Origin of the sequence: Paraburkholderia susongensis (assembly GCF_900177725.1) — a bacterium.
In the GTDB taxonomy this organism is placed as follows: Bacteria; Pseudomonadota; Gammaproteobacteria; order Burkholderiales; family Burkholderiaceae; genus Paraburkholderia; species Paraburkholderia susongensis.
In genome coordinates, this window is sequence record NZ_FXAT01000005.1 from 464,721 (window position 1) to 491,299 (window position 26,579).

Consider the following 26,579-nt stretch of genomic DNA (forward strand, 5'->3'; position numbering starts at 1 on the left):
TCAGCTTCTCTACTAACTCGGCCACGTTTTCTTTCTTTTCTCTTGATTCTTCTTTCCTGTCTGAGTTCCGCAACTCAGATCGGCGTGAAAACGACAACCTGGCGATCGGCAATGTACCTCACACTCCGCACAAACCGGTAGTGTTGGCCGTCTGCCGTTATCCGGTTGAGCCCCAGGCAGGTCAACATCAGCATTTCATCCGCCTGGAATGCATCGACAACACCGGAATCCGTTAAATCCTCCAATGCGCCGGATGGGTTGCCGACATAAACGCTGCGCACCTGCTTGCCGACTCTCATCACGACCACACTCTTTCCTTCGTCGAGCGCCAATTCGAGGTAGCCCGCGAGTGTTCGCAACGACTCCGGCGTACAGGTCCTCGACGGACGGATCGCAGCATTCGATGTCGTCATTTGTGTTTCCCCGTCACCCGCATCAACAAAAAACCGTTGCCGTGTTTCGCGACAATAGTCGCTTCTACTATAGGCAAGCATTCGAATATGCAAAGGAGAGTCGTTCATTTTTTCTATTGAAAACGCCTTTTTCTCGCGACCGGCTTTAGGACAGCACATTGAAGATGGCAAAAGGTCGCAACCTGGGGAGCGCGAAAATACACCTGCTTCAGCCGGTAACCTTCGGTTACCAATCTTGCAATGCCTGTTGCGCCTGCGCGAGGACCATCCTTCTACACTTCAGTCCGTGCCCGCAGCACATTCGTGTTCAATAGAGCGCTCGCGAAGCACAGAGACTCTCGCAGGCTATTGAAAAGATGCCGGGCCACCCCATTTTCGACCCACTCGACAGTACGGTACTTGCAATGAAGACTGGTTATATTCGGGCCGCCCTCGCGGCGGTAGCACTCTCCTGCGCAATGGCCGGCACGGCAAATGCGGCAGGTTGCCTGAAGGGAGCAGTAGTGGGCGGCGTCGCCGGACATTATGCGGGGCATCACGCGGTGGCCGGCGCCGTCGGCGGCTGTTTCGTCGGACGGCATATGGCTAAAAAGCACGCTGAAGAGCAGGCTGCGGAACAGACCACCCAACGCCAGCAGGCAAGGATTCAGTAGTTGGGAAGAGGCGGGCGTCGCCGCAAACCATCACGTCATGCGGTTTGAAACCTCGTTTTCGACAAAGCGCCCCGTCCCGCCTATTCACGCGATACGCAAGCCGCGCGCGGGCAAGATCTCCTGGGTCGCCACGAAACGATGCTGTTTGACTGCGTCGTGAAAAAGGCGGTAGTCGCTTTCCTCGAAGGCGTTTGTCCACTCCGGTCTGTCCCCGGTGTCGTCGTCGCACAACAGTCCGGTGGCTTTGTGTTTCCACGAGCCGGGGCCTTTGGCGATATAGCCGGGCACCGCTTCTTTCAAGCCGGGAATACGGCCGGCTTTGATCCATTCGCAAACGTTTCGCAGGCGCTGGTTATCGTCCGGATCCCGGTTCGTGTCGAGCAGCCTGGTGATCGCATCTTTCGCATCCTCCGGCATACCGGCCTGAGTTTCGAAGTCCTCACGTCCCGCCAGATATCCGCGCACGGCCCGGCACGCCATCTCCGCCGCCTGCACGAAATCCGGCAGATTGTGCCGCGAGATGAAGTTGTTTCGACCGTCGATGTAATGCCAGCGCGCCCACGGCTGGTCGGGATAATGCAACGCCGCGCCATGACCGACCGGCAGCGCGATCGTCAGTACATCTTCCTCGATATGTTCGAGCAGATGCCCGGCCGCGAGCCTGAGTCTGGCAAGCCAGCCCTTGCGCGTGCAATCCTGCGCCTCCAGCAGATGCACGCGATTCCACGGGCTTTCGATCCCCGCGAACCCTTGATGCGCCCACGTATCGACATACGTATGAAGCGTCACGCCCAACCGGTGCAAACACGTCTGCGCATCGCGCTGGCGGATTGCGCGCCGCACCAACTCGCGCGCCACCTCGCTATCCGGCCGACAAATCGCTTTTTCTTCGAGGGTTGCGCCCTCGCCGGCCGGCAGAAAATGAAATGGCGTCCACACGAGACGGTTCTGGTCATTCTCGGTATTGGCGTAATCGAATAACTTGTGTGCGGTGGCAAAACGCTCGAAAGTCTCGCCGCCTTTGAAACGCAGTATTCCGGTGGTCGTCGCGTCGTCGACATACTGGCAGGCATGCGCCACGGTCAGCGCGTCTCCGGCGGTCATTCCGCCCACCCGCGCGGCAATGTAGACCACACCGTAGTGAAAGTCGATATTCATGGGGAGCGCTCCTCGCGCGCGTAGAAAGACGGCCGGCGGTTTCCAGGCGATTTTCCGAGGTTTTGCCGGCGGCATGGCAGCGGATACGGGGTGCTGCGCGTGAGTAGATAGTAGACGAGCGAGGTATGCGCAACTTGAAAAAAGGACGCGCTTTCGAGTGTTTTTTCAACTTTTCTTTGCGCGCCTTTCCGCATGCTTTTTCGACATCGTTCCCGCGTGTCGGGCGGCCCGAACATTCGGGCTACTGAGGGAACGATGAATCGGACCCGCGCAACGCAGCCAGCGCAGCGTGAAAACCGCGTGGAAAAACCGCCGCCGGACGGCTCGTGAAGCCGCTGCGCGCCCATTGGGTCAGGTCAGGTGCGTAATGGCGAAACGGTTATTCCAGTGTTTGTTCAGATACTCGAGCGCAAACATCCGGTGGCAGTGATGGGGTAAATGCTCGCTGCAAAGCAGACAGCCCGATTGAAAGAGCGCGATATCCAGGTTGCTTTCCACACGACGCCTTGCAAGCAGTTCGACATACTCCTCGCGAAAGTTCTCCCAGGTCAGCTCCTTCCCCTGGTAACGTTTCAGCAAATCCGGCTCGGGAGCCAGCTCCGGCACCTCCACGTACGCCGCATTGCACAAGTGTTCGAGAAAGTAAGGCAGATCCTGTCTCTTCGCAAAGCCTGCGAGCTGCGAGGTGTTATTCAGGCGAATGTCGAGAACCGTGCGCACGTGGCCTTCTTTCAGCAGATCGAAGAACTTCTGCGCGGTCTTGCCAGTAAAGCCGATGCTGGCTACCTGCACGGCACTTTTATCACGCTTCATGATGAATCCCCCAAGGTGGGCAATTCGGTTCCCCAAAAAACAAAGCCTCGCTGCGATATCCGGAGCGAGGCCTCATTTCAGCGCGTCTTCAGCGCATTTCACGCACCTTTACTTGACGATGCCAACCAGTTCGACTTCGAACGTCAGATCGGTATTCGGCGGAATCGGGCCGACGCCGCGGTCGCCATAAGCGGTCGCGGCCGGGCACGTAAGCCGGGCCTTGCCGCCCACTTTCATCTTCTGAACGCCTTGCGTCCAGCACGGAATCACGCGATTGAGCGGAAACGTTGCCGGACCACCATGCTTCGCGGAGCTATCGAATTCGGTGCCGTTGGGAAGCGTGCCGCGATAGTTGACCTTCACGATGTCCTCCGCCGAGGGCTGCGGGCCCGTGCCTTGCGTCAGGTGTTCGACGATGACGCCCGACGGCAGTTTTTCCGTGGTCGGCGCGGCGGCCATTGCGGTCGAAGAAAGAACGGTTGCGGCCAGCAGAGCAACGAGTGATTTCAAGGCAAGTCTCCAGTGGGGTAATCGATTCACTCCATTGTAACGGATCGGATGTCGCCCGCAGCCGCCCTCGCATTCGATCATCGACGAACCGGAAATGCGCGTAGTGCAGCCGTTGCTCGAACTGCGGTTTGCACACGCAAAGCCCAGCACGTTTTCGATTTCGATAAACGACTATGGTTTCGAGTTGCTGTGCGCACCACCATTCGATCGGGAAGCGCAATTTCAGAACGGACTGCTCCCGCCCAATGAACTCGATTACGGCATTCTCGCGAGCCTTAAATGTTTCGAGCGCACGTTTCGGATTTTTCGCAAGATTGCGCGCGTCTCGGGTCTCGTGTTTCCGATGCATGCCAGGCGGGAAAAAAGCGCGCGGCGATTGCAGGTGTCGAGCGAACCTTCGAGCGGACTTCTCTACGGAATTTTCCGCGGGCACGATTGCGGCAATCTTCTGTCGGGTCAAACCGATACCGAAGTACTGTGGCAAGGACTCGGCATAGAGCACATTCGCTTCCTGCCCGAGTGTATGAACACGAGTCGCGTCGTCATGCATCCAGGGAAGCCGACGCCGTTAGCGTTTCCGTTGACGTTGGATGCTTGCGCAAAATGGGCAACGCGCAGAGGCTCTGCGGATCGCGTCGAGCGGATGCGGGTCGAATTCGAAAAAGCGGCGTAAAGATAAAGCCCGCTGACAGTCGCCCGTGCTGTCGAGCTTGCGCGCAAGTTTCGATCCCGTGTTGTACGCGCTCTTTATCACTGACGCGCATGCATGCCTCGCGTGCGACGAATGCATGCGCACTCGCGGGTAGCACTCGTCGAAGGTCATCACGACCGGCGTGCGAGTGCGTTGCCTCGCAGGTTGAAGATCGAATACGTGAGAGAGAGCCGTGGGGTCCTGGGTCGTGGGCACTGTGTCGTCACCCGCGTGCAGTCGAAGACGCGTACGTGCTTGCGGATCATGGGCATCCGGTCTATCGGATCACGACGTGGACCGAGCCGGTGCGTGTGCCATGTTTCCCGTTTGGGATCGACTGCGGAATGCTGCTTGCTGGCGTTTGGAAATTTTGTCGAAGAAGCGCGTGAGACTGGGCGCATCACTGGAGAGAAGGTCTTTCTCGTCTTTCTCGTGGGGCGGGAGAAGGTGATCGAGCCGGTAGGGTGAGTGGACGGCGGCGGCCGTCCACTTCGTTTGCTGCCTGCTGCTCAGTGCTCTGAGCGGACTTCGATGCGGAGACCGGGGCTGGTCTCCGCTGGTAAAACCCCCGCGTGGTGCGGGGATGTCGCTGTGGTTAGTGGTTGCCTCCGCCGTGGCCGCCGCCGTAGCCACCACCACCGTGGCCGCCGCCGAAGCCGCCGCCATGACCACCGCCGAAGCCGCCGCCGAAGCCACCACCGTGGCCGCTGCCCGGGCCGCCATGGCCACCGTTTCCGGAACCACCGTTGCCTTGGCCGCCGCCGTTGCCTCCGTTGCCGGGGCCGCCGTTGCCACCATGGCCACCGTTCCCGGAACCGCCATTGCCTTGGCCGCCGCCGTTGCCTCCGTTGCCGGGGCCGCCGTTGCCACCATGGCCACCGTTACCGGAACCGCCGTTGCCCTGGCCGCCACCGTTGCCGCCGTTACCGGGGCCGCCGTTGCCACCATGACCGCCGTTGCCTTGGCCGCCGTTGCCCTGGCCACCACCGTTGCCGCCGTTGCCTTGGCCGCCGCCGTTGCCTCCGTTGCCGGGGCCGCCGTTGCCACCATGGCCACCATTTCCGGAGCTGCCGTTGCCCTGGCCGCCACCGTTGCCGCCGTTTCCGGAGCCGCCGTTGCCCTGGCCGCCACCGTTGCCGCCGTTACCGGGGCCGCCGTTGCCCTGGCCTCCTCCGTTGCCTCCATTGCCGGGGCCGCCGTTGCCACCATGACCGCCGTTCCCGGAACCGCCGTTGCCCTGGCCGCCGCCGTTGCCTCCGTTACCGGGGCCACCGTTGCCACCATGGCCACCATTTCCGGAGCCGCCGTTGCCCTGGCCACCACCGTTGCCTCCGTTGCCAGGGCCGCCGTTGCCACCATGACCGCCGTTCCCGGAACCGCCGTTGCCTTGGCCGCCGCCGTTGCCTCCGTTACCGGGGCCACCGTTGCCACCATTTCCGGAGCCGCCGTTGCCCTGGCCACCACCGTCGCCACCATTACCCGGGCCACCACTGCCACCGTGCCCGCTAGCGCCATGGCCACCGTCACCATGACCGCCATCACCGTGGCCACCATCGCCATGGCCGCCGTCACCATGGCCACCATCACCGTGGCCACCATCGCCATGACCGCCATCACCATGGCCACCATCGCCGTGACCACCGTCACCATGGCCACCATCGCCGTGACCGCCATCACCATGGCCACCATCGCCGTGACCACCATCACCATGACCGCCGTCACCATGGCCACCATCACCATGGCCACCATCACCGTGACCACCATCACCATGACCGCCGTCACCATGGCCACCATCACCATGACCGCCGTCACCATGGCCACCATCGCCGTGACCGCCATCACCATGGCCGCCATCACCGTGGCCACCATCGCCGTGACCGCCATCACCATGGCCACCATCGCCATGACCGCCATCGCCGTGGCCGCCGTCACCGTGGCCGCCGTCACCGTGGCCGCCATCACCGTGGCCGCCGTCACCATGGCCGCCATCGCCATGGCCGCCATCGCCATGGCCGCCATCGCCATGGCCGCCATCGCCATGGCCACCATCGCCATGGCCACCATCGCCATGCCCCCCATCACCATGACCGCCGTCACCATGGCCACCATCGCCATGCCCCCCATCACCATGACCGCCGTCACCATGGCCACCATCGCCATGGCCACCATCGCCATGACCGCCATCACCGTGGCCACCGTCACCGTGACCACCGTCACCGTGGCCGCCGTCACCATGGCCACCATCGCCGTGGCCACCGTCACCGTGACCACCATCACCGTGGCCACCGTCACCGTGGCCGCCATCGCCATGACCGCCATCGCCATGACCGCCATCACCATGGCCACCATCACCGTGACCGCCACCATGGCCGTGTCCGTGACCACCATCTCCACCACCGCCATCGCCACCGCTACCGCCGTCTCCTCCGGAGCCATCGCCTCCGGTCCCGCCGCTTCCCGACCCATCACCACCGCTGCCAGCACCACTGCCGTTGCCGTTGCCGTTGCCGTTGCCGTTGCCGTTGCCGTTGCCGTTGCCGTTGCCGTTGCCGTTGCCGTTGCCGTTGCCGTTGCCGTTGCCGTTGCCCTTTCCGCCATCCCCTCCAGTAGTTCCCGAGCCCAGTCCGCCCGTGCCGGAATTGGCCGCACTATTCCCGTTGCTCACGCTATTCCCGCCGCTGCCGCTCGTGCCCGTCGACGACGTTCCGTTGCCGTTGCCCGCCTGCGAGCCCGTTGCGGCGGTCGACCCGAGTCCCACCGATGCGACGCCCATCCCACCTGCCGCGATCAGGCTGGGTCCCGTGGTGGAGCAACCGGGTCCGCCGCCGACCCCGCATCGGCCGCCCTCGGCCTGCGCAAGCACCATGGTCCCCAAACCGGTCATCTGCGCGGCGGACGGCGCCGGATTCGTCTGCGCACCCGCCATCGCCGCATAAAGACTTACCGCAACCGCCAATGCCGCACGCCGCGTCCCCAAAATCCACGCATCCCCGTTTTGCTTTTTCATTTCACTCTCCTAATTATTTCATCCAGAACGACCGGTCTCAATAACGACTGACTCCGCTCATTGAGAAAACGAAAATTCGGAGCCTGGCCGGCTTCGTCTCGCGCGATATAAAAACCAGTCACACAAGACACTTCTCTCGCGGAAAATCCCCGGTCCGATTTAACGTGCGTCGAGAGAATCGGCAGGCTGTGCGTGGACTTAATCGTTAGAACGACACAGCGAGGCTCGATGGACGTTGAAGTTATGCGCAGAGCGATAGCGTGACCGTGCGCTAGACCACGCAATGCGATATCGCCATTTTTTTCAGGCGAGTTCCGCAAACAGACTGTCAAATATGGTTAATCGACACACCGCCTTAAAAAGGCCGCTAATCGTCATGCTCAGACATGCGCAACACACTATTGCCGTCGACGAACGCGAATCGGCAACGGCAAAATCATTCAGGGTTTTCTCGGAGTAAAGCGGGCCATTTACATATCGCCCGTTTTATTCATGTGTTTATCCGCACATAAAGCGAAAAATGCCAAAAGCCGAATGAGCGCAACCCCACAGACGATTTAGCGAAAACCGCCGCATCACGTTCGAAACACCAGATCGACGGCGCATTGTTCTCTCTGAGAAAAGGATCTCACGCGATGTGCGCTACCACTCATACATCGGCAAGCACATCATCCCGGCAAAACCGGAGACGAACTCACGCTTCAAACAATCGCAAGCGCAGCCGAAACTGAAACCACAATCGGGACCGCCTCCACACTCGCGCGCCGCATGCGAAGTGTCGCGGCGCATCCACCAGCGCGGCGCAAACCAACACTTCATCGCGCGATCTTTTCCCGAAGTATTTGCACCATCCACGACACCTCGCCAGGGCGCCGTCAGCGATACGGCACGCGAACGCCTGTTGCAGGAGCGATTGCGCGCCGTCGCGAGCAGGCGCGGGTATACCTTTGTTTGACTTGAGCGCGCCGCCCCGTTTACTGGACGCACACCAACCTCTCAATACGTTTTCAGTCAGCGCATCCCATTTAGTTTGGTCTTCTGAATAAGTGTCCTGGGAGCGCCTTCCACTCTCCTGCGAGGTACGCCATGGTTACTCTCTCCAGCAGCGCAATCGACGAATTCAAATCCGGTCTGCGCGGCCAGCTTCTGCTGTCCGACAGCCCCGGCTTCGATGAAGCGCGCAGCATCTGGAACGCGATGATCGACCGTTATCCCGTGATGATTCTGCGCTGCGCCGGCGCGGCCGACGTGCGCCGCGGCATCGCGTTCGCACGCGAGCACGGCCTGCCGCTCGCGATTCGCGGTGGCGGTCACAACATCGGCGGCAGCGCGCTATGCGACGACGGGCTCGTGCTCGACCTGTCGCCGATGAAATCCGTGCGTATCGATCCCGCCGGGCTGCGCGCCTACGTCGAACCGGGCGCGACGCTGCACGATTTCGATCACGAAGCGCAGGCGTTCGGACTCGCGACGCCGCTCGGCATCAACTCGACGACCGGCGTCGCGGGTCTCACGCTCGGCGGCGGATTCGGCTGGCTCAGCCGCCGCTACGGCATGACGGTCGACAACCTCGTCGCCGCCGACGTCGTCACCGCGGACGGCGAATGGCGCCGCGCCAGCGCCACTTCGCACGACGATCTGTTCTGGGCGATCCGCGGCGGCGGCGGCAATTTCGGCGTCGTCACACTATTCGAATTCGCACTGCATCCGGTCGGCCCGCTGGTGTACGGCGGCCTCGTCGTGCTGCCGATCGAGAGCGCGAAAGATGCGCTCGTCAAATACCGCGCGGCGGCGCCCGGCATGCCAGACGAGCTGAGCGTGTGGGCGGTTGCGCGGCTTGCGCCGCCGTTGCCGTTCCTGCCGCCCGACGTACACGGCAAGCCGGTGCTCGTCTTCGCGATGTGTTACAGCGGCCCGCTCGAAAACGGGCCGGCCGCGGTGGAAAGCGCGCGCGGCTTCGGCACGCCGCTTGGCGAACATCTCGGGCCGATGCCGTACGAAATGTGGCAGCAGGCATTCGATCCGCTGCTCACGCCGGGCGCGCGCAACTACTGGAAATCGCACAATCTCGCCGGCATCGACGACGGCCTGATCGATGCGCTGCTCCACGCAATCGATCATCTGCCGTCGGCTCAATGCGAGATATTCTTCGGGCTGATCGGCGCGCAAACGCAGCGCGTGCCGGTCGATGCAACCGCCTATCCGTGCCGCGACACGCTCTACGCGATGAACGTGCACGGCCGCTGGGACGATGCGCGCGACGACGAGCGCTGCGTCGCGTGGGCGCGCGAATTCTTCGAGGCAGCGCGGCCATTCGCACTCGGCAGCGTGTACGTGAATTTCATGACGCAGGAAGAAGGCGACCGCGTCGGGCAAGCATATGGGTCGAACTACGAGCGGCTCGTCGCCGTCAAGAACCGCTACGATCCGGACAACTGGTTCCGCCACAACCAGAACATTCGCCCAACGCTCTAGCCGGACAAAGCCGCGAACCTGCCGCAAGTCCCGCGTATCCTCGGCTTGCGGCGCAACGGCAACGACGTGCGCCGCAGCCCTTGCGCAAGGCGGCGCGCCCCTTTTGAGCACGCCGTCTGCTCAATCTTTCAGATCATTCGCTGACGCGCTGACGCACCTGCACGCCGGCGGCGCGGCACATCCTTTTCACTGCAACGGAGCCCGCGCGGAAACTCTGGGGCGCAAAACAGAACAAACGAAGGTGGGCAAAACTGCCGCACTCTCCGATAACGGACAACACGCGTTCAAAACGTAAAGGAAAACATTCATGCGCAGACGACAGTTCATCATGACCGGCAGCGCTGCATTGGCCGCCGCGGGCCTGAGCCTCACCGGTTGCACGACGACTTCGCCGTCCTCCAGCGCCTCGCCCTCGGCCAACGCCGGCAGGCGCGACACGATCAACGCGGGCGTCGACTCGACACTCGCGCGTCTCTACGAAAACGTCACCGGCTCGCGCGAACTCGTCGAAAAAGCACGCGGCGTGCTCGTGTTCCCGTCGGTGATCTCGGCCGGCTTCTGGGTCGGCGCACAGTACGGTGAAGGCGCGCTGCGCATCGACGGCCGCACGGCCGGCTACTACAGCACGGTTGCGGGCTCGTTCGGTTTGCAGATCGGCGCGCAGTCCAAGGCGCTCGTGTTTCTGTTCATGACACAGGAAGCACTCGACAAATTCACGCACAGCCAGGGATGGGCAGCCGGCGCGGACGCGACCGTCGCGGTGCTGAAGGTCGGCGCGAACGGCGCGGTCGACACCTCGACCGCCATGAGCCCGGTGGAGGCTTTCGTGCTGACCAACGGCGGGCTGATGGCGGGCGTCTCGCTCGAAGGCACGAAGATTTCGCGTCTGATCATTTGAGCGGGGTATTTGCAAAACGCGTTTGCGAAGCGCGTTTGCGTGACTTCATTGGCGTAACGCAATTTCTCGACTGAGGCACCCTATCTTGCCCATCGCGACTGGGAGCACGCGGCCTTCGATCTTCCGTGCCACTCGTGCCTTCGTAACTTGAAGAATGCGTTGCTGCCTACGTCAATGTGTGCACCGAGGCGCCGCCCGCAGCATCACTGCGGCGGCAGCGTCAGCGACACGATCTCGCAGCGCGGCCATTGCCGCAGCACCTCGGGCGAGAGCAGCAGCTTGGCCGCGCGCACACCCGCGCCCATTACGATCTGCATGCGCTCCATCACCGCGGCGTCGACGAGGATGCGCCAATCGTCCGGCAGTCCAAACGCAGTGATTCCGCCGAACTCCATCTGGCTATGCTCGACCGCCGCCTCGCGCTTCGCGAACGAGAGCCGCTGCGCGCCGAGGGCAGCCTTCACCGCGCCGTTGATGTCGAGCCGCCGCGAACCGAGCGAGACGAGCGCCGCGTAATGTTCGCCGCCCTCTTTCTTGTAGCGGATCACGATCGTGTTCGCGCAGTCTTCGAGGCCGAAGCCATAGCGCGCGCTGAATTCGGCGGTATCGGAGGCGTCGTCGCTGACGATGAAAACGCTCACCCCCTGCGCCGGTAATTGCTCGACGACGTGCGCGGGCAGGTGCGCGCGCCATTGTTCGGTCGCGATGACGTCCAGTTGCTGTATGAGTTCGTGCGAATGCATGATGACGACGAATGTGGAAAGAATCCGCTGCATTCTAACGGCATGCGCCGCTCGCCGCAGATGGCTCGCCCGAGTGTCCGCCACGTGCCCTTATCAGGACGGCCGGCGGCGCTTAGCTTGTATAGTGACTAGTAACAGGCACAAGGTTTGCGAGAGGCACGCAGGCGAAAACCTCGCGAACGCCCTGCGGCACCGGCACCGCTCAGAAAACGACCATGGACATCGACTCCCTCTCTCCCGAGAATCTCCAGCAGGCAGCCCGCAAGCAGGCCAACTGGGTGATCGGCGCGCTGCGGCAGTTCTCGGAAAACCGCTGCCCGGCGATGGCGGCCAGCATCGCGTTCTACGCGGCGTTTTCGCTCGCGCCGACGCTCGTCATGGTGATCGCGGTGGCCGGCTGGTTCTTCGGCCCGGCGGCGGCGCGTGGCGAACTGTATGGCCACATCAACGGCCTGATCGGCGACCAAGCCGCGGCCGGCGTGCAGACGATCGTCGAAAACGCCCATCATGCCGGTGCCAAAGGCGGCATCGCGACGATCATTTCGTTTTCGCTGCTCGCGATCGGCGCGTCGGCCACGTTCTCGTCACTCAACAGCGCGCTCAATATGGTGTGGCCGGATACCGGCCCGCGCACCTCGAGCGTGCTCGCGCTCGTGCGGGTGCGCCTGATCTCGTTCGGGCTCGTGCTCGGCGTCGCGTTCCTGCTGATCGTCTCGCTCGTGCTCGATACGGTCATCCTGTTCATCGGCCGATGGCTGTGGGGCGACTCGCCCTATGTCGTGATCGGCAACCTGTTGCAGCTCGGCGTCGGGCTGCTCGTGCTGGTGTTCGCGTTCGCCGGGCTGCTCAAATTCCTGCCCGACGCGAAAGTGCTCTGGCGCGACGCGCTGGTGGGCGGCATCGTCGCAGCCGTGCTGTTCACGGCGGGCAAGAAACTGTTCGCGCTCTATCTCGCGCATGCCGGGATGGCGAGCTCGTTCGGCGCGGCCGGCTCGCTCGCGGTGCTGCTGATGTGGCTGTACTTCTCGGCGGTGGTGCTGCTGCTCGGCGCGGAGTTTTCGGCGGCGCGCGGACGCCTGCACGATCCGCGCGGCGGCTGGGGCATCCAGAGCGGCGCTCCGGCGGGCAGCCGCGCGAAGCTCGCTTCGGTGCTGGCGGCGTCGACGGTCGGCATGGGCGCCGCGTCACGCGCCGGCGAACCAGCGCGCCGCGACGCCACGCCGTCCATGCCCGCCGCTCGCGCGGCCGCCGGCACGGTGGAGGCGACGACACAAGCGCCTGCGTCAGCATCAGCGGCGACACCAATGGCACCAGCGGCAGCGCCCGGAACGCACACGCGCGGCCCGGCTTCCGCACACCAAACCGCCGTGCAGATCGGCCGCAAGCTGCTCGATACTGAGGCGCAAGCCACCCGCATGGCGGCCGTCGCACTCGTCGAGGCGGGCCGCCAGGCCGCCGCCGCCGATCGCTACGTCCGGCGCAACCCCTGGACTTCAGTACTGCTAGCGGCGGCCGCCGGGTTAGCCGCCGCGGCGGTAGCGCGCCGCGGCGCGGACAAGCGCTGAACCGCCGCTTTCCGAACGCCACCGGCAAGCGCTGCACTAGCGCTTTCCCAACTTGCCACCTCCGCGCGCCTCGCGGTTGCACCTTTCGGACCTCCCAGGTTGCGCCTGGGCACAACACACTGAATCTGTCCAGCCTGCCGAGCGAGCCGGCCGGGCCCGTCTTTATGTATTCGCTACAAAGTCGGCCAGACGAGTAGACGACTAGATTACATTCCACATCCAAATCAATGCAGAAAGCACGCTTATTCACCCTGTCACTATCGACAAAACAACAATAATGCTCGATTACTCAATAAGTATTGCGCAAATAGAAACAATCCTTGACGAGCTTTAAATACAAGGCTTTACGCAACTTGTCAGTTTTTGACGACACTCTTTTTTTTCCTGTTTTTACCGATTGAGCCAGTGAGCTATTCTGCTTTCCGCAACAACGAACAATCATCTGCGTGGAGAATTGGATGAAACGAATCGCACTGTCTACCCTCTCGCTGACGCTACTCGGCGTCACCGGCATGGCCCACGCTCAAAGCAGCGTGACCCTCTACGGCCTGATCGATGAATCGGTCCAATACGTAAACAACGCTACGCCCCACGGCGGTAGCCTCGTGCAAATGTTCGGCGGCAACCTGCAAGGCAACCGCTTCGGCCTGAAGGGCACCGAAGACCTCGGCGGCGGCCTGAAGGCAATCTTCCAGTTGGAAAACGGCTTTGACATCAACAGCGGCAAGCTCGGTCAAGGCGGTCTGATGTTCGGTCGTCAGGCTTTCGTCGGTCTGTCGAGCGACTCCTGGGGCACGATGACGGCTGGCCGTCAGTACGACCCGCTGGTCGACATGATCCAGCCGCTGACGGGCGACAACTACTTCGGCAGCACGTTCGCTACGCCGGGTGACGTCGACAACAACGACAACAGCTTCCGCGTGAACAACGCGCTGAAGTACGTGTCGCCGGTGTGGAGCGGCTTCCAGTTCGAAGGCATGTACGCGCTGGGCGGCGTCGCGGGTGCGACGGGTTCGGGCCAGACGTGGGCGGGCGCGGCAACTTATGCAACGGGTCCGTTCAGCGTCGCTGCCGGCTACCTGCATGCGGATAACACGACTACGGATCTCCCGTTGCGCACGGGCTGGTCGAGCACGACGGGCGGTACGTTCGACTCCAACTTCCCGAACAACGCGGGCATCAACGCCGCTTACTCCACGGCGAAGTCGATCGGCATTGCTTCGGCAGCGGTTCAGTACGTAACGGGCCCGTTCACGGCTAACCTGTCGTACAGCAACGCCCGTTACAAGCCTGACGCGCAGTCGGCCTTCCTGTCGTCGCAGCAGTTCAACGTCGGCCGCGTGTACCTCGGCTACCAGGTCACGCCGGCAGCCCTGCTGGGTATCGGCTACGCGTACACCCGCGGTACGGGCGACGCGACAGCAACGTACAACCAGGTCTCGCTGGGCGGCGATTACGCGCTGTCCAAGCGCACGGACCTGTACGCGGTTGGCGCATGGCAGCATGCAAGCGGCCAGCAGCGTGATCCGACTACCGGCGAACTCGTGTCGGCAACGGCTTCGATCGGTTCGTACGGCAACCAGTCGAGCACCGACAACCAGGTCATGGTCAGCGTCGGTATCCGTCACAAGTTCTAATCGGACTTGATACGCGGCTAATCCGCCGCGTAGTCGAAAGCCAGCCAGAGGCATTGCCGATGGCTGGCTTTTTTTCGTCCTGAGGTTTTGTCGGCTAATCGCGGTGCGCAGCGCGGCCGTGCGGTGAACCTAGCGCCGCTGCGACTTGCCCCTGTCGGCCTGCGCGAGCGTCTGTGCGGGTGTCGCATCGCGCTCATGCTCGATGCCGTCCTCGCCGACCGGCGCGTGATACAGCACCAGCGCCTGCTCGGGTTGCAGCGTCGGCGCGCCGAGCGATTCCTGCCAGTCCGGGTCGGGGATCTCGGCGAATATCTGGCGCAGGCGCTCTCCCCACGTGCGGTGAATCATCTCGAAGTACGCGTTGTCGCGATCGATCGACACGAACCGCGTAACGCGCAGCGCGTCCTTCTCGTACACGAGCAGATCGAGCGGCAGACCGACCGACAGGTTCGAGCGCAGCGTCGAGTCCATCGAGATCAGCGCGGATTTCGCGGCTTCGTCGAGCGGCGTGGATGGCGTCAGCACGCGGTCGATGATCGGCTTGCCGTACTTGGACTCGCCGATCTGGAAATACGGATTCACGGCCGATGCTTCGATGAAATTGCCGGCCGCGTAGATCATGAACAGACGCATCCGGTTGCCCGCGATCTGCCCGCCGAGAATGAAGCTGCAATTGAAATCGACGCCGAAACCCTGCAGCGCGTCGGCCTCGCGCTGATGGACGCGGCGCACCGCATTGCCGACCACGCGGGCCGCATCGGCCATCGTCGGCACGCTCCAGAGCGTGGGCTGCGCGGCGTCGGCGGGCTCGGACAGCTCGTGCAGCACCGCCTGCGTGAGCGAGAGATTGCCGGCGCCGAGCAGCACGAGCAGGCGTTCGCCGGGTTGCTCGAACACCGACATCTTGCGCGCGGTGCTGACGTGATCGACGCCCGCATTGGTGCGCGTGTCGGACAGGAACACGAGGCCGTCGTTGACGGCCATCGCTACGCAATAGGTCATGAGGAATCCGCAGGAGACAACTGAACGACGCTATTGTAATGCGGCGCAGATGTCCGTTTTATCGGTATTTACGGCCTTTTTTGCGCGTCGGATCCGAACAATTGTCAAACGCGGGAACCCGCGGCAGAGCATCGGGAGAACCGGCGGCGAAGCGCCGGCACGCCGCTGGACTCAGGTTACTGCGGCATCTGCGCGCTGACCGTCACCGACACGTCCAGCTCCTCTTCGAGCCCGCCGATGCGCCGGCCGCGCACCGGCGCCGCGGCCTCGTAGTCGCGCGCCACCGCGAGCCGGCAGTAGATCTCGCTCGCAAACGCGGCATGCGTGACGTCGACGGACACCCAGCCCTTGCCTTCGAGCCACACGTCGACCCACGCATGACTCGCCGCGTGCGCGACCTCACCGGGCTCGATATAGCCGCTCACGTAACGCGCCGGCACGCCGCGCGCGCGGCAGCACGCGAGCATCAGATGCGCGTGGTCCTGGCACACGCCGTTGCCGAGCGCGAGCGCCTGGGCGGCCGTGCTGCTGACCTCGGTGATGCCGGTGCGGTACTGCACGCGCTGCACGATCTGCTCGGACAGCGCGATCAGATTCGCGGGGCTGGCGAGACCCGGCACCGTCGCCGCGAGTTCGCGGATCGCCGCATCGGCTTCGGTCAGGCGCGTCGCGCAGGTGAAATGCTCAAGCGGAATCGGGCCGGGCGGATCGCGCAGCACGCCGTCGACGAGCGGCACCGTGTCCACCTCGCCCGACACGCGCAGATGAATCTCGCTATGAGGCTTGTTGATGACGAGCGTATGCAGCACGTTGCCGTATGCATCGAGCGTCGCGTCGAGCTTGCCCGGCGCGTCGATGCTCCAGCGCCGCACCGTCTGCGCGGCGCCGCTCGCGGGCGTCAGACGCAACTGCTGGATCGAATAATGGACCGTCGCTTCGTAGCGATAGGAAGTGTCGTGGCGGATCGTCAGGTACATAAAAGAACTCCGTCAGGCGACTGGCAGCATCAGATAGGTGCGCGCCACCAGGTTGCCCAGCTCGAATACGCGAGCGAGGAACTGCGTCAAATAGGCGTGCAGGCCGGTTTCGAAAATCTGCCGGATGTCGGCGTACAGCAGCTCGGCGCGCAGCTTGCCGGCGAAACGCTCGCACTGATTCGAGCCCGAGGTGCGCAGCATCGCGAGATTCGTGCAGACGCCGTCGAGCGACGCGAGCAGCGAGCGCGGCATCTGCTGGTTCAGAATCATCAGCTCGACCACGCGCGCGGGCGTCACGACGTCGCGATACACCTTGCGATAAATCTCGAGCGCCGACACCGAGCTCAGGATCGAGGTCCAGTAATAGAAGTCCTCGAGCTGGCGCGCGGCGTCGCGCGAATTCGGCTCGACGTTCGCGAAACGCACGTCGAGAATCCGCGCGGTGTTGTCGGCGCGCTCCAGATACGTGCCGAGCTGTGAGAACAGGAACGCGTCGTCCTGCAGCGCGGTGCCGATCGTCACGCCGCGCGACAGATGCGAGCGGAACTTGACCCATTCGAACAGCGCGCCCGGATTGCTCGCGGCCTGCCCGCCTGACAGCCGCTCGTTGAATTCGAGCCACGTGTCGTTGATGGTTTCCCACCACTCGGTCGTGAGCGTGCCGCGCACTGCGCGGGCGTTTTCGCGCGCGGCCTGCAGGCACGAATGGATACTCGACGGATTGCCCGCATCGGCGATCATGAAGTCGAGCACGTGCTCGCGTGTCGCCTCCTCGTAGCGCTGCGCGAATGCGTTTTCGAGCTCGGAGATGCGCAGCACCGAGCGCTGCGCGCGGGCCTCCTGTTCGGGCGTCTGCGGCAGAAGCTGCGCCTTCAGGTTGATGTCGAGCATGCGGGCGGTGTTCTCCGCACGCTCCATATAGCGGGCCATCCAGAAGAGGTGATCGGCGGTTCGGCTAAGCATGACGGCGTTCCATATCTGAGAGCTGATGACGCAGAGCCTTCGTCAGCGGCGAAGGTCTGCGCTGGTTATCCGTAAGCGCCGGCGGCGCACTGCGTGCCGCTACCGGCGCGTTGGGCTGCGAGCGCGGCGCCGTGCTGTGCCTCATCAAAAGGCGCAGACGGGCGCGGCGCCAACCGCGTCAGTCGACCATCCATGTATCTTTGGTCCCGCCTCCCTGCGAAGAATTGACGACGAGCGAGCCCTCCTGCAACGCGACGCGCGTGAGGCCGCCCGCCACCATCGTGGTGGTCTTGCCGGACAGCACGAACGGCCGCAGGTCGATATGGCGCGGCGCGATGCCCGCCTCGACGAACGTCGGACACGCGGACAGCGCGAGCGTGGGCTGCGCGATATAGCCGGCCGGACGCGCGATCAGACGCTCGCGGAACGCTTCGATTTCGGCCGCCGTCGAAGCGGGCCCAACGAGCATCCCGTAGCCGCCCGCGCCATGCACTTCCTTGACAACGAGCTCCGGCAGATGCGCGAGCGTATACGCGAGGTCGTCGGGCTTGCGGCACTGGTACGTCGGCACGTTGTTGAGGATCGGCTTCTCGCCGAGGTAGAACTCGATCATGTCCGGCACGTACGGATAGATCGATTTGTCGTCGGCGATGCCGGTGCCCATCGCGTTCGCGAGCGCGATGCGGCCGGCGCGATAAGCGGTGAGCAGACCCGGCACGCCGAGCGCCGAATCGGGACGAAACGCGAGCGGATCGAGAAAGTCGTCGTCGACGCGCCGGTAGATCACGTCGACGCGCTTGGGCCCCTGCGTGGTGCGCATGAACACGTAGTTGTCGTCGACGAAGAGGTCCTTGCCCTCCACGAGTTCGACGCCCATCTGCTGCGCGAGGAATGAGTGCTCGAAATAGGCGGAGTTGTACATGCCCGGCGTCAACACGACGACGACCGGATCGTCGACGCCTTCGGGCGCCACCGAGCGCAACGTATCGAGCAGCAGATCGGGATAATGCGCGACCGGCGCGATGCGGTTCTGCACGAACAGCTCGGGGAAAAGCCGCATCATCATCTTGCGGTTTTCGAGCATATAGGAGACGCCCGACGGCACGCGCAGATTGTCTTCGAGCACGTAGAACTCGCCCGCGTCGCCGGCGCGCACCACGTCGACACCGGCGATATGCGCGTAAACACCGAGCGGCACATTGACGCCCTGCATCTCGGGACGATACTGCGCGTTGGTATAAACCTGCTCGGCCGGCACGACGCCCGCGCGCACGATGTTGCGCTCGTGATAGACGTCGTGGATGAACAGATTGAGCGCCTGCACGCGCTGACGCAAACCCGCCTCGAGCGTCTGCCACTCGCCGCGCGGAATGATGCGTGGGATCAGATCGAAGGGAATCAGCCGCTCGGTGCCGGACAGGTCGCCGTTCACCGCGAAGGTGATGCCGACCCGCCGGAACAGCAGGTCGGCCTCCGCACGCTTGCGTGCAATTGCCTCGTTCCCCTGCTTCACCAACCATCGCTCGAAGCGTGCGTAATGCGGCCGCACGCCATCGTCCTGATGACGCATCTCGTCATAGCATCGCATCTCAGCCCCACTCTTGTTGTCGGATAGAAGGCGAATGCGCTGCGCATTCGGTACTCGACTCTCGATCAAGCAAGCGTTATGCCATTGAGTTTCCCGCGATGAAGCATGCTTGCGTGCACACTCAAAGCGCATCGGAATGGCATCGCGTCGCTCTTATCGTACTGCCGTGGATCATGATGCGCCAGTGCTGTGCGAACGCGCCATCAGGGTGCGCACTATGCGCGTATGAAGGCTGTCCGGCGACTCACTACGAAGCGTGCGCATAAAAAAATCCCCGTGGATTCGCATCCACGGGGATTCGGACTACTGCATGCAAGCACTCGAACGCGCGCTCAAACGTCAGGCATGGTTAAACCTCGACGCCCGAAAAGCGCGTGCGGCACTTAGGCTGATGCTGCGTCCTTCAGCTTCTTCAGCGCGCGTGCCTTGATGCGCACGCTTGCCGGCTTGGCCGGAAACCAGCGCTCTTCGCCCGTGAACGGGTCTTTGCCGAAGCGCTTCTTCTTCGCCGGCACAGACTGCACGACGATCTTCAACAGACCGGACAGCGTGAATTCGCCAGCGCCTTTCTTGTGCACCGAGCCGAGGATCGTGTCTTCGAGCGCGGCCAGCACGGCCTTGGCGGTTTTCGGTTCCACTGCAGCGCGTTCAGCGACGTGAGCTGCCAACGAGGCCTTCGTGAAGGTGTCCTTGATCGGCGCGGGTGCACCGGACGCCTTCACGGCGACCTTCTTGGCTGCGACGGCTTTCTTCGCAGGAACTTTCTTTGCAGCAACCTTCTTGGTCGGTACCGGGGCAGCAGCCTTCTTGGCCACCTTTTTTGCGGAAGTCGGCATGTTTCTCCTACCTGTTGTGGTCAATTGAATTGCACGAAGCGCACACGGTATGCGCACGCTTCAACGCCGGATTCTACAAGCGCTCACGCGATTTGCGCGACTCTTTTATGTATAGCGATGCAGGTTTGTTGCGTAGCGCCGACTGCGCAACACGTTTTGATGCCTGTTTTAGCGGGTAAAACGTGTGCGGAGCGGTCTTCAACACGGGCACGTAACGCTCGTTACAGTTCGTTTCGGGTAGCTGCCGGGGCGGGTTGCCGCGCGCCGCCGTGGTCTTTTCACCCCTTGAATCAAGGCACTTTCGTCATTTTTCGTTAAAGCCGCAGCATTCGCCCGAGGCTTCGTCGAGGCTTTTTGCCCCGCTTGCGGCACGTTTCGCTCAGCGCGCGAGACGCGGCAGGATGCCCGCGAGCGCCGTGAGCGCCGTGTCGATATGCTCGACCGCGATGCTGCCGTAGCCGAAGATCAGCCCCGGCTGCGGCGTCACACGGTGGTGAAACGGCGCGAGTCCATAGAGTCCGATCGACGCTTCGCGTGCCGCGCCGACGAGCGCCGCTTCGCCGAGCGACGCGAGCGGCGCCTTCAGGCGCGCCGCCATGTGGATGCCCGCGGTCGGCACGATCGGTTCGAACCAGCGCGCGAGCCCGCCCTGCAGATGCGTGAGCAGCATCGCGCGGCGTGCCGCGTACGCCTTGTGCATGCGCCGCAGATGCCGCGCAAAGTCACCGTTGAGCATGAACGACGCGAGCGCGATTTGCGTGAGCGTGCAGCCGTGCGTGTCGGCAATCTGGCGTGCTTTCAGCAGCGGACCGTGCAGCGAGGCCGGCGGCACGACGTAACCGACGCGCAACTCGGGGAAGATCGTCTTCGAGAAGGTGCCGACGTAGGCGACGAGTCCGGCGCGATCGAGGCTCTTGAGCGGCTCCATCGGCCGGCCTTCGAAACGGTACTCGCAGTCGTAGTCGTCCTCGATGACGACCGCGCCGCGCTTTTGCGCCCACTCGAGCAGTTCGACGCGACGCTCGAGGCTCATCGGCATGCCGAGCGGAAACTGATGCGAAGGCGTCACGTAAACGAGCCGCGCCTTGTCCGGCAGCTTGCTCACGATCAACCCTTCGCGGTCCACCGGCACCGGCACGACGCGCGCGCCGGTCGCCGTGAAGCACGCATGCGCGGGCGGATAGCCGGGGTCTTCGAGCGCGGCGATTTCGCCCGGCCGCAGCGTGATGCGCGCCAGCAGATCGAGCGCGTGCTGCGCGCCCTGCGTAACGATCACGTCGTCCCAGTTGCTCGACACCGCGCGGTTGAACGCGAGGTAGCGCGAGATCGCGAGCCGCAGTTCCTGGTCGCCGGCCACGTCGCGATAGGTGCCGGAGCTGCGTGCCTGCGCGCGCAGCGCGTGATTCACGCAGCGGCGCCAGACGTCGAACGGGAACAGCGTCTTGTCGGTTGCGCCGCCGATGAAATCGAGCGGCGACGGCACCGAAGGGCGCGGCAACGGCAGGCTGTCGGGCATCTGCTCCCACAGCGGTTGCGCACGTGCGGCGGCCTTTGCTTTCGCCGCGGCCCGTTCACGCGACGCATCCGCGGCACGCGCCTGCGCCGGGCGCCCGACGGGCAGGCGTTCGAGCCCGTCGGCGACGAAGGTGCCGGAACCGGTGCGCGCGCTCAGATAGCCTTCGGACAGCAGCCGCTCGAACACGTCGAGCGTGGTCTTGCGCGATACGCCGAGCTGCGTCGCGAGATCGCGCGTGGACGGCAGGCGCGTGCCGCCGGCAAGGCGTCCTTCGACGATGCCCGCGCGCAATTGGCGATAAATCTGTCCGGACAGATCGTGATGCCCTTGGACCGCGATGTGAATGTCCATTCGACTGGCTACCTCGGAGATCGGCCGACGTCGTTCGGGAAGAAGCCGGAGCAAGGCTGCGGCAAGCGCGGTGCGGTTCGATTCAGAAGATCACGGAGACCGCCACCGCGAGCCAGATCGCGCTCACGCCCGAGAGAAACAGGTGCCGCGCGATGCGGATGCGGCTGTCGTCGCTCTCCGAGTCGACGGGGCTCGTCGCCATCCACGGCACGAGGCCGAGACACGCGAAGCCTCCGAGCGCGAACACGACGACCACGACGTCGGCAGCGCGCCATGCGGTCGGCTCATACATGCCCCAGTAGCCGAGGAAGATGATACCGATCGAGAAAACGGTTGCAGAGGCGGCACTGATCGCGGCCACCGATCCGGTTGGACTCGGCATGCTTCATCTCCGATAGTCAGATTGCGACGGCGCTCCCGCGCCGGCCGCGGCGCTCCGTCAGGAAGTACGCGCCTGCCGCGCTTCGTACGTCTTCAGATGACTATAGGCGACGCGCAGCAGCGACAAACCATGCTCGCCCTTCTGCGCATCGCCGCCGCGCGAAATCAGATCGCCGAGAATGTGATCGGCCTCGGTGTGCGAGTGATTTTCCACGTCGCGCAGCATCGACGCGGTCAGCGGCGACGGCGTCAACAGCGTTTGCGTGGCGCGCGCGTCGAAGTCCGCGCCCATCGTGAAGCCGTTGTGCTCGGCCACCGCGCGGCACTCGCCAAGCAGGTTTTCGATCGCGCGCTTGCCGTCAGGCGCAGCCAGAATATCGCCGACGGAACCGCGCATCAAGCACGTACTGGCCGCGAGTGTGGCGAGGAACACCCATTTCTCCCACATGCGCAGCAAAATGTTGTCGCTGACCGACACGTCGAAATTCGCGCCGCCCATCGCCTCGGCAATCGCCTGCACGCGCTCGGACGTGCCGCCCGGCAGTTCGCCGAACGTGATGGCCTGCATGTCGTTCAGATGCACGATGTGCTGCTCGGCATCGAGCGTCGCGGCGATCACGCACTGGCCGCCGAGTACGCGCTCCTCGCCGAACTTCTCGGTCAGCACGTCGATATGGCGCATGCCGTTGAGCATCGGCAGGATCACGGTCGACTCGCCGACGAGCGGCGCGAACGAATCGATCGCGTCGTCGAGGCTGTAGGCTTTGCAGCTAAGCAGCACGAGGTCGAACGGCTCGGCGCTCGCGCCGGCGAGAATCGTCTTCACGTCGCGCAGCACGAGATTGCCGCGCGTGCTGTTGATGACGAGCCCTTCGCGCTGCAGCTTTTCCGCACGGCCCGCTCGCACGAGAAAGGTCACATCCTGACCGGCCGCCGCCAGACGGCCGCCGAAGTATCCGCCGACCGCGCCTGCTCCCACCACCAGAATTCGCATCTTTAGCCTCTTGAAAGATTTCGGTCACGCCGCTCGTGCCTACTCATGTTCCATCACGCACCGCGACTTTCGACGCACACTGCGATGCCGCGTATGCGTTGCGTGTGCAGGAATGTAGCAAAGATTGCGGATCGCTTCCTGCCACCCTCGCGGGGTTGCGCGTGCTGCAATGCAACGTGCGCGGGTTCATGAGTGCGCTCCGGCTGATTCTCTGGCTGATTGTTTCACCCTGCATTTCACCTCGCATTTCACTTGCGCGTCTCGCCAGCGCGTTTCATCTGCGCGCTTCATCTGCGCATTTTGCCCGCGCGTCTCGCCCCATGCAGCTCGTCTGCCCAACCATCACGCGCGCCCCGCGACGCTTCGTGTTCGCTCTCTTCCTACGAATCACCGATTCGCCGCCGCCGACGCCACCGTTTCATGCTCGTCCCAGCCGCCGCCGAGCGACCGATACAGCGCGATTGCCGAGAGCGCATGCTCGCGCCTTGCCTGGTTCAACGATTCCGCGTCGCGCAGATACGCCTCCTGCGCGGCGAGCACGTCGAGAAAACTCGACGCGCCGCCCTTGTACAGCTCGGTCGACAGACGCAGCGCGTGATTCGACGCATCGAGCGCGCCGCCGAGGCGCTGCACCTGGAGCGCGCCGCTCACGAGATCGCTGCGGCTGTCCTCGACTTCCTTTAGCGCCTGCAGCATCGTCTGCTGCAAGCCAAGTTGCGATTCGCGCATGCGGCTTTCGCTCGCGTCGATATTCGCGGTAATGCGGCCGGCGTTGAAGATCGGGCTCGTCGCATTGAGCGCTGCGCTAAAGAGATTATCGGTCAGCGTCGGCAGGCCGAGATACGACGAGGCGAGCAGGCCGTCCGCGAGATTGATCCTGAACTGCGGATAACGCTGCGCTTTCGATACCCCTACTTCCGCCGCACGCTGCTCGACGAGCGCGTATGCGGTGCGTACGTCGGGCCGATGCAGCAGCGCCTCGGACGGCAACACCTGCGGCGCGCTTTGCGCCGGCACCGGAATCTCGCGCGCGTTGGCGAGCAGCAGATCGTCGACGCTCTCCGGCGTGCGCCCCGAATACACGGCGATCAGACTCAGTTGATGCTGCACCGCCGATTGCATACGCGGAATCTGCGCCTGCAAATCTTCCAGCTGATTCTGTGCGCGCGCCACGTCGAGCTGCGTCGACAGACCGTAATGCAAACGCTCCTGCGTGAGCTTCAGCGCGCGGCTGCGGATCTCTTCGTTGTCGCTGAGAATCTGCAATTGCGCCTGTGCCCAGCGCAGGTCGATATAGGCTGCGGCGGTATTCGCGGCGAGCGCGAGCCGCAACTCGTTCAAGGCCGCCTCGCGCCCCGACACCTGCGCCTGCGCGGCCAGCACCGCGAGACGTTCGCCGCCGAACACGTCAGGTGTCCAGCTTGCCGCCACGCCGAAGCCGGCCTGCCGCACATAGCCGAGCGGCGGCGGCGTGTTCTGGCGCGTGGTCGACGCGCCTGCGTTCGCGTTCAGCTCCGGCACCAGCGCCGCGCGATCCTGCGTGACGAGATCCCGCGCCTGCTTCACGCGTTCCACTGCGGCCTGCACGTCGAGATTGCCGGTCAACACCGCTTCGACCAGTTGATGCATGACCGGGTCGCCGAATTGCGCCCACCATGCGTCGGCGCTCACGCTGTCCTGCGGCGCGTCGACGCTCCATGCAACCGGCGCAACCGTCTTCACTGTCTGCGGCAAATCCGCGTGCGTGGCCGGCTGCACCGCGCAGGCCGCGAGCGCGAGCCATGCCGCGCTCGCCACTACGTTCATCACCATTCGCTTCATGTTGGCTCCTTAATGTGCTTCGGGCGGTGGCGCGGAATTGCCGAACGGGCGCGAGAACAGCACGCTCAACAGGCCGACCACGAAGCAAAGCGACACGGCGAGAAACGCGTCGGAGAAAGTAAGCACGAGCGCTTCGCGCATCAGGATCTCGTGCAATTCGCCGAGCCCCGCGTTCGCGGCGTTCAGGACGTTGCCGCCGATCGCCGACAGATACTCGGCCTGCTTCTGCAAAATCGCTTCGACCACGGGACGCCCCGCGCTCAGATGTTCGTCGAGCCGTTCGTAGTGGAAATTCAGGCGGTCGTTGAGCATCGTGCTGCTGACCGCAATGCCGATCGCGCCGCCGAGATTGCGCATCAGATTGAACAACCCGCTCGCGGAGCGCAGCCGCGACGGCGGCAACGCGCCGAGCGCCATCGTGACGATCGGCGGAATGCAGAACTGCTGGCCGATACCGCGCAACGCCTGCGGAATCAGCAGCTGCTGCCAGCCCCATTGACTCGTCAGCGGCACGTACAGATAGCAGCCGAGACCGAACAGCACGAGGCCGAACACCATCAGCTTGCGCATATCGACGAAGCGCGCGAGCGTCGAATAGGCGGCGAGCGCCAGCAACTGAAAACAGCCGACCGACAGCAACGCGAGACCGATCTGCAACGAGTCGAAGCCGCGCACGCGGGCAAGAAACACCGGCGTCAGAAACACCGTACAGAAAATCCCGATGCCGGTGATGAACGACAGCAGACTGCCGATACCGAAGTTGCGCACCGCGAGCGCGCGCAGATCGACAATCGGCTCTTTCGCGGTGAACGCATGCACGATGAAAAGAAAGCCGCAGATTGCCGCCACCCACGCGCACAGCACGATCACGTCATCGCCGAACCAGTTCTTGCGCGGGCCTTCTTCGAGCACGTATTCGAGGCAGCCGAGAAAGCCCGACATCAGCAGAATGCCGACGTAGTCGCCTTTTTTCAGCAGCGACAGGTCGACCTTGTCGATATGCACGTACTTCGGCACCATCAGCGTGACGAACACGCCGGGCACGAGGTTCAGATAGAACAGCCAGTGCCATGACCATTGCGACGTGATCCAGCCGCCGACCACGGGGCCGATCGTCGGCGCGAGCGACGCGAGCGCGCCGATCGTGGTGGCCGCAATCAAACGCTGCTTGCCGGGGAACAGCACGAACGCGGTGGTAAACACCGTCGGAATCATCGCGGCGCCTAGCGCGCCTTGCAGACCGCGGAACAGGATCATCGAGTTGATGTCCCACGCGAGCCCGCACAGCATGCTCGTGACCGTGAAGCCGAACGCAGAGAACGTGAAGAGCCAGCGCGTCGAGAACACACGCGTGAGCCAGCCGGACATCGGAATCACGATGATCTCCGCGATCAGATACGAGGTCTGTACCCACGAGAGTTCGTCCTGGCTCGCGGACAGCCCGCCGCCGATGTCGCGCAGCGAGGACGCGACGATCTGGATATCGAGCGTCGCCATAAAGAAGCCGACGCACATCAGCGCGAACGCGAAAACCTTGGTGCGGGTCGGCTGGTCGGCGGGATTGTCGGGAACGTGAGTCATGATCGG

At 63.6% G+C, this 26,579-nt stretch carries 23 protein-coding genes; 8 read left to right on the top strand and 15 right to left on the bottom strand.

Annotated features, from left to right (window positions below):
- Positions 1 to 74: 74 nt before the first annotated feature.
- The gene (locus B9Z01_RS18290) at positions 75 to 413 is read right to left on the bottom strand and encodes a hypothetical protein (RefSeq protein ID WP_085485757.1); all 339 of its coding nucleotides are present in this window, start codon (positions 411 to 413) and stop codon (positions 75 to 77) included.
- A 404-nt stretch (positions 414 to 817) separates the two neighbouring features.
- On the opposite strand from B9Z01_RS18290, the gene B9Z01_RS18295 reads away from it, so the two are divergent.
- Entirely contained in the window at positions 818 to 1,066 is a 249-nt protein-coding gene (locus B9Z01_RS18295) for a hypothetical protein (protein WP_208626069.1), read from the top strand.
- A gap of 84 nt (positions 1,067 to 1,150) precedes the next feature.
- Here the strand turns inward: B9Z01_RS18295 and B9Z01_RS18300 are convergent, their stop codons facing one another.
- The 3 genes from B9Z01_RS18300 to B9Z01_RS18310 form a co-directional block, all read right to left on the bottom strand.
- Positions 1,151 to 2,224, bottom strand: a complete 1,074-nt coding sequence (locus tag B9Z01_RS18300; RefSeq protein WP_085485494.1) for a DUF6765 family protein — start codon at positions 2,222 to 2,224, stop codon at positions 1,151 to 1,153.
- Positions 2,225 to 2,575: 351 nt separating this feature from the next.
- On the bottom strand, positions 2,576 to 3,037 hold the full coding sequence (locus B9Z01_RS18305; RefSeq protein ID WP_085485495.1) for a DUF488 domain-containing protein: 462 nt from the start codon (positions 3,035 to 3,037) through the stop codon (positions 2,576 to 2,578).
- Positions 3,038 to 3,145: 108 nt separating this feature from the next.
- Positions 3,146 to 3,496 carry an FKBP-type peptidyl-prolyl cis-trans isomerase gene (locus tag B9Z01_RS18310; protein ID WP_208626092.1) on the bottom strand — a complete coding sequence of 117 codons (351 nt, stop codon included), beginning with the start codon at positions 3,494 to 3,496 and terminating at the stop codon, positions 3,146 to 3,148.
- A gap of 154 nt (positions 3,497 to 3,650) precedes the next feature.
- Between B9Z01_RS18310 and B9Z01_RS18315 the strand changes: the two genes are divergently transcribed.
- From B9Z01_RS18315 to B9Z01_RS18335, 5 genes are all read left to right on the top strand, one after another.
- A complete protein-coding gene (locus tag B9Z01_RS18315) occupies positions 3,651 to 4,220 on the top strand; it encodes a hypothetical protein (protein WP_244196061.1) in 570 nt (189 codons plus the stop codon).
- A 601-nt stretch (positions 4,221 to 4,821) separates the two neighbouring features.
- Positions 4,822 to 7,296, top strand: coding sequence for a hypothetical protein (locus B9Z01_RS36660; protein ID WP_275937507.1), 2,475 nt, complete (start codon positions 4,822 to 4,824; stop codon positions 7,294 to 7,296).
- Positions 7,297 to 7,882: 586 nt separating this feature from the next.
- Positions 7,883 to 8,200, top strand: coding sequence for a hypothetical protein (locus tag B9Z01_RS34955; RefSeq protein ID WP_143808975.1), 318 nt, complete (start codon positions 7,883 to 7,885; stop codon positions 8,198 to 8,200).
- 131 nt (positions 8,201 to 8,331) lie between these two features.
- Entirely contained in the window at positions 8,332 to 9,720 is a 1,389-nt protein-coding gene (locus tag B9Z01_RS18330; RefSeq protein WP_085485499.1) for an FAD-binding oxidoreductase, read from the top strand.
- A gap of 307 nt (positions 9,721 to 10,027) precedes the next feature.
- Positions 10,028 to 10,618 (top strand): BPSL1445 family SYLF domain-containing lipoprotein, encoded by a 591-nt coding sequence (locus B9Z01_RS18335; RefSeq protein ID WP_085485500.1) that lies wholly within the window; start codon positions 10,028 to 10,030, stop codon positions 10,616 to 10,618.
- A gap of 203 nt (positions 10,619 to 10,821) precedes the next feature.
- On the opposite strand, the gene B9Z01_RS18340 is transcribed toward B9Z01_RS18335, so the two are convergent.
- A complete protein-coding gene (locus B9Z01_RS18340) occupies positions 10,822 to 11,361 on the bottom strand; it encodes a YbaK/EbsC family protein (protein WP_085485761.1) in 540 nt (179 codons plus the stop codon).
- A 215-nt stretch (positions 11,362 to 11,576) separates the two neighbouring features.
- Here B9Z01_RS18340 and B9Z01_RS18345 point away from each other — a divergent pair, with 215 nt between their 5' ends.
- On the top strand, positions 11,577 to 12,926 hold the full coding sequence (locus B9Z01_RS18345) for a YihY/virulence factor BrkB family protein (protein WP_085485502.1): 1,350 nt from the start codon (positions 11,577 to 11,579) through the stop codon (positions 12,924 to 12,926).
- A 458-nt stretch (positions 12,927 to 13,384) separates the two neighbouring features.
- The gene (locus B9Z01_RS18350) at positions 13,385 to 14,563 is read left to right on the top strand and encodes a porin (RefSeq protein ID WP_085485504.1); all 1,179 of its coding nucleotides are present in this window, start codon (positions 13,385 to 13,387) and stop codon (positions 14,561 to 14,563) included.
- 129 nt (positions 14,564 to 14,692) lie between these two features.
- Here B9Z01_RS18350 and B9Z01_RS18355 read toward each other — a convergent pair whose 3' ends face one another.
- The 10 genes from B9Z01_RS18355 to B9Z01_RS18400 form a co-directional block, all read right to left on the bottom strand.
- Positions 14,693 to 15,565: a proteasome-type protease gene (locus B9Z01_RS18355; RefSeq protein WP_085485506.1), complete on the bottom strand. Its 873-nt coding sequence runs from the start codon at positions 15,563 to 15,565 to the stop codon at positions 14,693 to 14,695.
- Positions 15,566 to 15,741: 176 nt separating this feature from the next.
- Positions 15,742 to 16,542, bottom strand: a complete 801-nt coding sequence (locus B9Z01_RS18360) for a transglutaminase family protein (protein WP_085485508.1) — start codon at positions 16,540 to 16,542, stop codon at positions 15,742 to 15,744.
- A 12-nt stretch (positions 16,543 to 16,554) separates the two neighbouring features.
- Positions 16,555 to 17,505 (bottom strand): alpha-E domain-containing protein, encoded by a 951-nt coding sequence (locus tag B9Z01_RS18365; protein WP_085485510.1) that lies wholly within the window; start codon positions 17,503 to 17,505, stop codon positions 16,555 to 16,557.
- Positions 17,506 to 17,683: 178 nt separating this feature from the next.
- Positions 17,684 to 19,093: a circularly permuted type 2 ATP-grasp protein gene (locus B9Z01_RS18370; RefSeq protein WP_085485512.1), complete on the bottom strand. Its 1,410-nt coding sequence runs from the start codon at positions 19,091 to 19,093 to the stop codon at positions 17,684 to 17,686.
- 383 nt (positions 19,094 to 19,476) lie between these two features.
- A complete protein-coding gene (locus B9Z01_RS18375; RefSeq protein WP_085485514.1) occupies positions 19,477 to 19,929 on the bottom strand; it encodes an HU family DNA-binding protein in 453 nt (150 codons plus the stop codon).
- 379 nt (positions 19,930 to 20,308) lie between these two features.
- Positions 20,309 to 21,796 (bottom strand): MocR-like pyridoxine biosynthesis transcription factor PdxR, encoded by a 1,488-nt coding sequence (gene pdxR, locus B9Z01_RS18380; protein WP_085485516.1) that lies wholly within the window; start codon positions 21,794 to 21,796, stop codon positions 20,309 to 20,311.
- Positions 21,797 to 21,878: 82 nt separating this feature from the next.
- Positions 21,879 to 22,178 carry a hypothetical protein gene (locus B9Z01_RS18385; RefSeq protein ID WP_085485518.1) on the bottom strand — a complete coding sequence of 100 codons (300 nt, stop codon included), beginning with the start codon at positions 22,176 to 22,178 and terminating at the stop codon, positions 21,879 to 21,881.
- A gap of 57 nt (positions 22,179 to 22,235) precedes the next feature.
- The gene (panE, locus tag B9Z01_RS18390) at positions 22,236 to 23,171 is read right to left on the bottom strand and encodes a 2-dehydropantoate 2-reductase (RefSeq protein ID WP_085485520.1); all 936 of its coding nucleotides are present in this window, start codon (positions 23,169 to 23,171) and stop codon (positions 22,236 to 22,238) included.
- A gap of 387 nt (positions 23,172 to 23,558) precedes the next feature.
- Positions 23,559 to 24,992: an efflux transporter outer membrane subunit gene (locus B9Z01_RS18395; RefSeq protein WP_085485522.1), complete on the bottom strand. Its 1,434-nt coding sequence runs from the start codon at positions 24,990 to 24,992 to the stop codon at positions 23,559 to 23,561.
- Positions 24,993 to 25,001: 9 nt separating this feature from the next.
- The gene (locus B9Z01_RS18400; RefSeq protein WP_085485524.1) at positions 25,002 to 26,573 is read right to left on the bottom strand and encodes a DHA2 family efflux MFS transporter permease subunit; all 1,572 of its coding nucleotides are present in this window, start codon (positions 26,571 to 26,573) and stop codon (positions 25,002 to 25,004) included.
- Positions 26,574 to 26,579 lie beyond the last annotated feature (6 nt).